Annotated in this window: 6 protein-coding genes and 1 pseudogene; 6 read left to right on the forward strand and 1 reads right to left on the reverse strand. The window is 35.9% G+C overall.

The genetic code is table 11. The annotated features are described in order from the left end of the window. The first annotated feature begins 114 nt into the window (after nucleotides 1-114). Nucleotides 115-1,134: an SPFH domain-containing protein gene (locus tag ABN256_RS14950; RefSeq protein ID WP_349439655.1), complete on the forward strand. Its 1,020-nt coding sequence runs from the start codon at nucleotides 115-117 to the stop codon at nucleotides 1,132-1,134. Further along, nucleotides 1,134-2,078, forward strand: a complete 945-nt coding sequence (locus ABN256_RS14955; protein WP_349439657.1) for a diacylglycerol kinase catalytic domain-containing protein — start codon at nucleotides 1,134-1,136, stop codon at nucleotides 2,076-2,078. The genes ABN256_RS14950 and ABN256_RS14955 overlap by 1 nt, the downstream gene beginning before the upstream one ends. A gap of 2 nt (nucleotides 2,079-2,080) precedes the next feature. Here ABN256_RS14955 and tetR(H) read toward each other — a convergent pair whose 3' ends face one another. Then, complete coding sequence (gene tetR(H), locus ABN256_RS14960) at nucleotides 2,081-2,704, reverse strand: tetracycline resistance transcriptional repressor TetR(H) (RefSeq protein ID WP_340893818.1); 624 nt, start codon at nucleotides 2,702-2,704, stop codon at nucleotides 2,081-2,083. A 92-nt stretch (nucleotides 2,705-2,796) separates the two neighbouring features. Between tetR(H) and tet(H-J) the strand changes: the two genes are divergently transcribed. The 4 genes and pseudogenes from tet(H-J) to ABN256_RS14980 all read left to right on the forward strand — a co-directional run. Further along, entirely contained in the window at nucleotides 2,797-3,993 is a 1,197-nt protein-coding gene (tet(H-J), locus tag ABN256_RS14965) for a Tet(H)/Tet(J) family tetracycline efflux MFS transporter (protein WP_349439658.1), read from the forward strand. Between the two features lie 958 nt (nucleotides 3,994-4,951). Continuing rightward, nucleotides 4,952-5,551 (forward strand): common pilus major fimbrillin subunit EcpA, encoded by a 600-nt coding sequence (ecpA, locus tag ABN256_RS14970; protein WP_196554830.1) that lies wholly within the window; start codon nucleotides 4,952-4,954, stop codon nucleotides 5,549-5,551. A 73-nt stretch (nucleotides 5,552-5,624) separates the two neighbouring features. Next, the gene (locus tag ABN256_RS14975) at nucleotides 5,625-6,311 is read left to right on the forward strand and encodes an EcpB family pilus assembly chaperone (RefSeq protein ID WP_349439659.1); all 687 of its coding nucleotides are present in this window, start codon (nucleotides 5,625-5,627) and stop codon (nucleotides 6,309-6,311) included. Between the two features lie 24 nt (nucleotides 6,312-6,335). Beyond that, nucleotides 6,336-6,878, forward strand: a pseudogene (locus ABN256_RS14980) (fimbrial biogenesis outer membrane usher protein); the annotation flags it as partial.

Here is a 6,878-nt window from a genome sequence, read left to right on the forward strand (position 1 = left end):
GTTAAACAGCAGAAAATCAAATTTTGTCATAAAGACACTAAATTAGTTGACAACAATAGTGTCTATAAGACACAATGCAATTATTGTCATAAAGACACTTAATAAGGAAATACTATGTTTAACTTAAATTATTTTAAAGCTGACTCATCAACCTTCATCATTAAATCCGTTAATGGCAAAATCCGCCAACAAGGTAAAGGCTTGAGTTTTTGGTATAACTCAGCCACAACCTCCATTGCGGCCTTACCTTTAAATGCACAAGAAGCGCCATTTATTTTTAACTTTCAAACCGCAGACTTTCAGGGTTTACGCATCCAAGGACAAATTTCATTTCAGGTCAAAGCCCCTGAAAAAGCGGCAGAAGTGCTCAACTTTAACTTGAGTAAAAACGGCAAGTCTTATGCCTCTGAAGATCCACTCAAACTCAGTGATCGCGTTGTACGTATTGCACAAACCTTAATTCAAGCAAAAATCCAAAGTACCCCACTTAGAGAAGCGTTATTACTTAGCCAATCATTAGTGACTTTAGTGATGGAACAATTGATTGAACACTCATCATTAGAAGCATTAGGCATTGCCATTTTAGATGTTTCTATTGCAGCAATCACTCCCTCACCAGAAACCTTAAAAGCGCTAGAAGCCGAGGCAAGAGAATCCTTACTGAAAGAAGCCGATGATGCAATTTATGCACGTCGTAAATTCTCAGTTGAACAAGAGCGCACCATTAAAGAAGCAGAATTAGAAACTGACTTATCCGTTCAACGTAAACGACAAGAAATTGAAGAGGCGCGTTTAGAAAACGAACGAACATTATTACGAGAACAAGCAGAAATTGAAAAAGAACGCCTTGAAGCCAAGGTTAATGCTGAAGCAAAACGCAAAGAATTGGTCGCATTAAGTGCTGAAAATCAGCGAACACAATCAGAAGCAGATGCTTATGCTATTGAAGCGACCATGCGTGCTTATCGCGAATTGCCAGTTGAAAACTTAAAAGCCATGGCACTAGCAAAAATGGACTCGCAGCAATTAATGGCAATGGCATTTGAAACCTTAGCGCTGAATTCAGGAAAAATCGGCGAGTTGAATATCACACCTGATTTATTTAGCCAATTTATGAAAAAAGGCAGTAAATAATGCAACGTAACGAAGATTTTCGCTTTGTGCTGGTGATGAGAAAAAGCCGCTTACAGGAATTAATTGAGCGCTTTAATACTTGGTCACAAGCCAAATTCTATTTAGAACACAATAATGTTGAGGTAAAGGATTACCTCAATGAACACAATTTATATCAAAAGCAACTCACTGAAGCTGAGCTGATTTTAAAATCATTAGGACGATTTCAACTTTTAGAAAGGGGTTTATTACCTAGCTATCAATTCTCACCTCACGATATTGTGGTGGTAATTGGTCAAGATGGGCTTGTAGCTAATACGCTGAAATACCTTAATGGACAGCCCATCATTGCGATAAACCCTGATCCATCAAGATGGGATGGTAAATTATTACCCTTTGAAATAGGACAATTAAAAGAGACAGTCATCAATACCATTAATAAAAAAATGCCATTTAAAACGGTCACTTTTGCACAAGCGACAACCAATGATGGTCAATCCTTATTAGCGGTTAATGACTTATTTATTGGCCCTAGAAGTCACACCTCTGCACGGTATATTTTGCAATGGAGTGGCGCTCAAGAAGCACAATCCTCATCAGGCATCATTGTATCTACAGGATTGGGATCAACGGGGTGGTTTCAATCCATACTTGCAGGTGCAATGGCAATAACTGGAGAAGCTTCGCACCCTCTGTTACAAGGTTTTGACTGGGGTGTTCGAAAGCTACAATTTAGTGTCAGAGAGCCATTTCCTAGCAGAACAACAGGTGTCGCATTAACTTTTGGCACTATTGAGCCTGACTCACCGTTACAATTAGAATCTTTAATGCCAGAAAATGGGGTTATTTTTTCTGATGGCATCGAAGATGACTATTTACAGTTTAATGCAGGCTGCATAGCGCATATTGGTATCGCTGATATACAAGGACAATTAATTAGCCAAAAAGGACGTCAGCGGATTTAGATTTATTGAGTGTTGTGTAACACGGTTTCAAGTCCTGAAATCATTACATCAAGGACAAATAAAAACGCAGCATCACCATTATCACTATCCATAATTGCAACGGCTTGAGTTAATAATGGCGGATAGTGAATAGTATTGAGCTCTGTTTTTTCACGCTCTTTTTGGCTTTCTTGATGCTCTTGAGTTTCAAGAACTGAACCTAATGTAAAATGTGCAATAGAACTCAACGCATACACGGCTTGAGATAAACTAAATCCAGCATCACATAAAAACTGTAATTGCTGTTCTGATGTTTCAAATTGGCTTTCAGACGGGCGAGTTCCTGCATGAATTTTGCCACCATCTCGATACATTAATAAGGCTTGGCGAAAGCTTTTCGCGTTATTTCGCAAAAAATCCTGCCATGTTTCATTAGGTAATGGCAAAACATGATGATGATGTTTTTGCAAAATAGTTTCTGCTAATGCATCTAACAACGCACGTTTATTCTTTACATGCCAATACAATGTGGGTTGCTCTACTCCTATTTTTTGCGCTAATTTGCGCGTTGTTAGGCCTTCGATTCCCACCTCATTAAGTAAAATTAATGCATTATCAATAACTTGTTCTTTATCTAGCTTTGCCATTATCTACCTCAAAATAAAATAGCCTTGACAATCTATCACTGATAGAGATATTTTACACCCACTCTATCACCGATAGATTTTTTAGGATCTCAATGAATAAATCAATAATTATTATACTGCTGATCACCGCATTAGATGCCATTGGCATTGGGCTTATCATGCCAGTACTCCCTACGCTATTAAATGAATTTGTCAGTGAAAATTCACTTGCAACTCATTACGGTGTGCTATTAGCGCTCTATGCTACCATGCAGGTTATTTTTTCACCTATTTTAGGACGACTGTCTGATAAATACGGCAGAAAACCTATCTTGCTATTCTCCCTTTTAGGTGCAGCGTTCGATTACCTCTTAATGGCATTCTCAACGACTCTTTGGATGCTCTACATTGGGCGTATTATTGCAGGCATCACTGGTGCAACCGGTGCTGTATGTGCATCAGCCATGAGTGATGTGACTCCGGCCAAAAATCGAACTCGCTATTTTGGTTTTTTAGGTGGTGCTTTCGGTGTTGGTCTTATTATTGGTCCAATGTTAGGAGGATTATTAGGTGAAATAACTACCCATACTCCATTTATATTTGCGGCTATTTCACACTCGATCTTATTGATACTCGCATTACTGTTTTTTTATGAAACACAAAAAAGAGAAACGCGAGTTACAAATACATGCACTCAAATATCATCAAACTCAATCACGGGATTTATTAAAAAAAGCCTCTATTTTTGGCTGGTAGCCTATTTTATCATCCAACTTATCGGTCAAATTCCTGCCACAATTTGGGTGTTATTTACACAACACCGTTTTGATTGGAATACGACATCGGTCGGTATGTCTTTGGCTGTTCTGGGTATATTACATATTTTCTTTCAAGCCGTTGTTGCTGGAAAATTAGCGCAGAAATGGGGCGAAAAAAACACCATTATGATCAGTATGTCTATTGATATGATGGGCTGTTTATTATTAGCGTGGATTGGTCAAGTTTGGGTAATATTACCTGCATTAATCTGCTTGGCGGCAGGAGGAATGGGACAACCTGCTTTACAAGGCTATTTATCAAAATCTGTCGATAATAATGCACAAGGGAAACTGCAAGGCACGCTTGTCAGTTTAACCAATATCACAGGGATTATTGGCCCACTCTTATTTGCCTTTATTTATAGCTATAGCATCGCTTATTGGGATGGTTTGTTATGGTTGATGGGAGCAATATTTTATACTTTGTTGCTTATCACTGCTTATTTTCACCAAAGAAAAGCAACACCTAAAACCGTTATCTCAGCACCTTAATACTAAAATAACAAACATCATTAATTTAGCTATTAACTTTATTAAAAAATTCTATTTTTAATTAATAATCTATCTTCATTATAAATACTATAATTTGTATAGGATTGCATAATAGAGTATTTTGATTACATAATTATCTTATGATGATTATTTTTAACCACACCCCAAGTAATGACACAAATAATTTATTATTTTTTTACTTTTCATTTACATTATTTTATCGTTAAATCAATAAAAACAAAATAATATTTTTATTGATTTAGTTTTATTCAAATAAGAATTATTTGTAAAAACCATTATATATTGTTTTAGATCAATATAGACCAGTCTTTTTTAGATGGGCAATAAAAAAAGTTCTAATTTTTTTATTCCTATTCTGTAATTTTTCGTATAAACCACCAAAACAAATCCAGAAAAGACACATTTCATTTAATTATTTCTTAATAAATAAACATATTAGTATAAAAAAGTGTATAAATGTAAAAAAATGTTTTTTTATATAACACTAACTAGTTATTAACATATAAAATTTCTTATTTGATCATCGACGAAAACTCTCATTTAGAGTAAAAATACGCAAACTTAGTTAAAATACGCTTATGAATTGTTTTTTCAGCATAAAACCCTATGAAATTAATCCTATCCAATTTAATATTTTTATTCGTAAAATTGTCCTTAAATCAAGTTTGTAAATAAACAAGTAATCAAGGAAAGAATGAATATTCTGGCTTTTGATTCATAATTTTTTTTGCATATTAATTAATAGATATAAAGAAAATAGATATTCACAAACTTCAAAATATGGTCCATTAGAAAAATATGTTTTATTTAAAATAAGTATATTTAAAGTTTATTTTAAATAAGCATTTAACTAATAGACAATCAAATACCTAAATAACTGAATGCTGTTATTTAAAAATATTATGCTGTGAAAATAATCAATAAAGGATACTTCAATATGAAAAAACTGACATTAGCAGTTCTTGCAGTTGCTATTATGGGTGCAACGACTCTTGCTCAAGCTGATACTCGTAAAGCAAGTGCTGTTGCTTCATGGGATGCTAAAGCATACAAAGATACTAAAAGTATGTTAGTGGTTACACCATTAAAATCATTAACTTTCAATTACGCTGAAGGTGTTAAAGCGTTTAATACTCAAGACGGTGCTTTTGACATCACTATCCAAGGTCAACAAGGTGCAACTGATTTCAAACTGACATCAAAAATCATCTCTGACAAATTAACGCGTGCATCTGACGATAGCGAATTAACTGTTGGTGTTAAATGGAATGGCACTGCATTAACTGACACTACAGAAACCACAATGGTTGATGTTAAAGCGGGTACAACGGCAGGTCTTGATTTCTTAGCACAAGATGGTGCTTACAACGGTAAAGATCGTGTAAGTGGCCAAAGCCAATTTGCCTTCAATATCGCTTCCGCAAAAGTTGCTGGTGCTGAAACTAAATTCTCTGAATTAGCAGATGGTTACTGGGATGGTGATGTTAAAGTTCAGTTTACTGCAACTTGGGAAGGCGACTTCACTGCTACACCATAGTCTATGATCCAAAAAATTGTCTTTTAATAATAAAGGATGAGCGAATTTTTCGCTCTTCCTTCTAGGATCCATGATGAAAAAAATAATATTAGCCTGTTTGAGTCCTTTGATTTTTTATAGCCAATTTGCAGCAGCCATTCATGTCGGTGCTATTACCGAAACTATGCTATCTGACCAAACTATTCTTGCCAAAGAAATTGAAAATAATGTCGATCAGGCTCGTTTAGTCGGATTATCTATTGAGCGCATTTCATCACCTTTGGAAGATGGAAAAGTGCTCCCTTTAGTCAATAACGAGATTTTGATCTCACCAGCAAACTTAATTTTACCCGGCAAAACTAAAGAAAGTTTTAAAATTTTCTATAAAGGCCCTAGTGATAACCAAGAACGTTACTATCGCTTAGTCTGGCGTGACGATCCGGTAACTGAAACAGGATCAACGCAAAATGCAAAAGCTGCAACGGCAACGACGTCTGCCATGATAAGTACCATTTTAGTGGTTGCTCCTCGCCAAGAAAAATTTGATTACCAATTTGATAAAGAAGCGCGCGTCGTGTTTAACACGGGGAATAGTTCATTCCGCACTGTGGCCACCGGTGATTGCATGCCAGATGCTGTGACAAAAAATGAAAATAACCGCTGTAGTGAACGCTACTACGTTATGCCTGGTATTGGCGTCAAGTTAAAACAAGTCGATGTTCAAAGTAAAAAAGCAACTGTCGGCATTTGGCATAACGACGATTTTATTATTGTAAATTAATTTTTAATTTCATAAGGATCTATTGTGCGTAAATCTGTGGTGGCACTAGGCATTGCTATGTTCCTATTGTCCGAGAATACATATAGCCAACCCGCCAATTTAAAGATAGGTAACTATATTATTCCTAGTGTCTTTGCCACAGCATTAGAAGAAGGTATGACGATCCCAGTCTATTTACGTTACAATCTTTCCGAACAATCCGTTTTAGAAGAGCAAAGCCGTAATAAAATTGCAGATGCACTGGTAGTGCTTAAAGATAATAAAATTACCATTAACTCCGTGACTCCCACACTTGATGAAGGTGAAACACAAACGGCTTCTATCAATGAACAGCTCGTTCAATCATTAAACGAACTTAAAGATAAGCCTTTTGATCAAAATAACAAGATAACGCTTTCTCCGGATGCGACACTTAATTTTGATTTAAGTACCTTTATCATGTCGTTAGATGTTAATGAGGCGGGTCTTGCCACACAAGTCAAAGCACGTTCGGAAATGTTAGGAAAATCAACAGTTGATAATCTTTCCTCCGTCACCACCTATGATTTAGGTGTCTATAACAATCAA

It is taken from the genome of Proteus sp. fly-1008 (assembly GCF_040140305.1).
Classification (GTDB): domain Bacteria; phylum Pseudomonadota; class Gammaproteobacteria; order Enterobacterales; family Enterobacteriaceae; genus Proteus; species Proteus vulgaris_B.

What these genes read in the sequence shown, in the direction of transcription:
- ABN256_RS14950 (WP_349439655.1), top strand. Translation starts at nt 115, where the DNA reads ATGTTTAACTTAAATTATTTTAAAGCTGACTCATCAACCTTCATCATT.
- ABN256_RS14955 (WP_349439657.1), top strand. Translation starts at nt 1,134, where the DNA reads ATGCAACGTAACGAAGATTTTCGCTTTGTGCTGGTGATGAGAAAAAGC.
- ecpA (WP_196554830.1), top strand. Translation starts at nt 4,952, where the DNA reads ATGAAAAAACTGACATTAGCAGTTCTTGCAGTTGCTATTATGGGTGCA.
- ABN256_RS14975 (WP_349439659.1), top strand. Translation starts at nt 5,625, where the DNA reads ATGAAAAAAATAATATTAGCCTGTTTGAGTCCTTTGATTTTTTATAGC.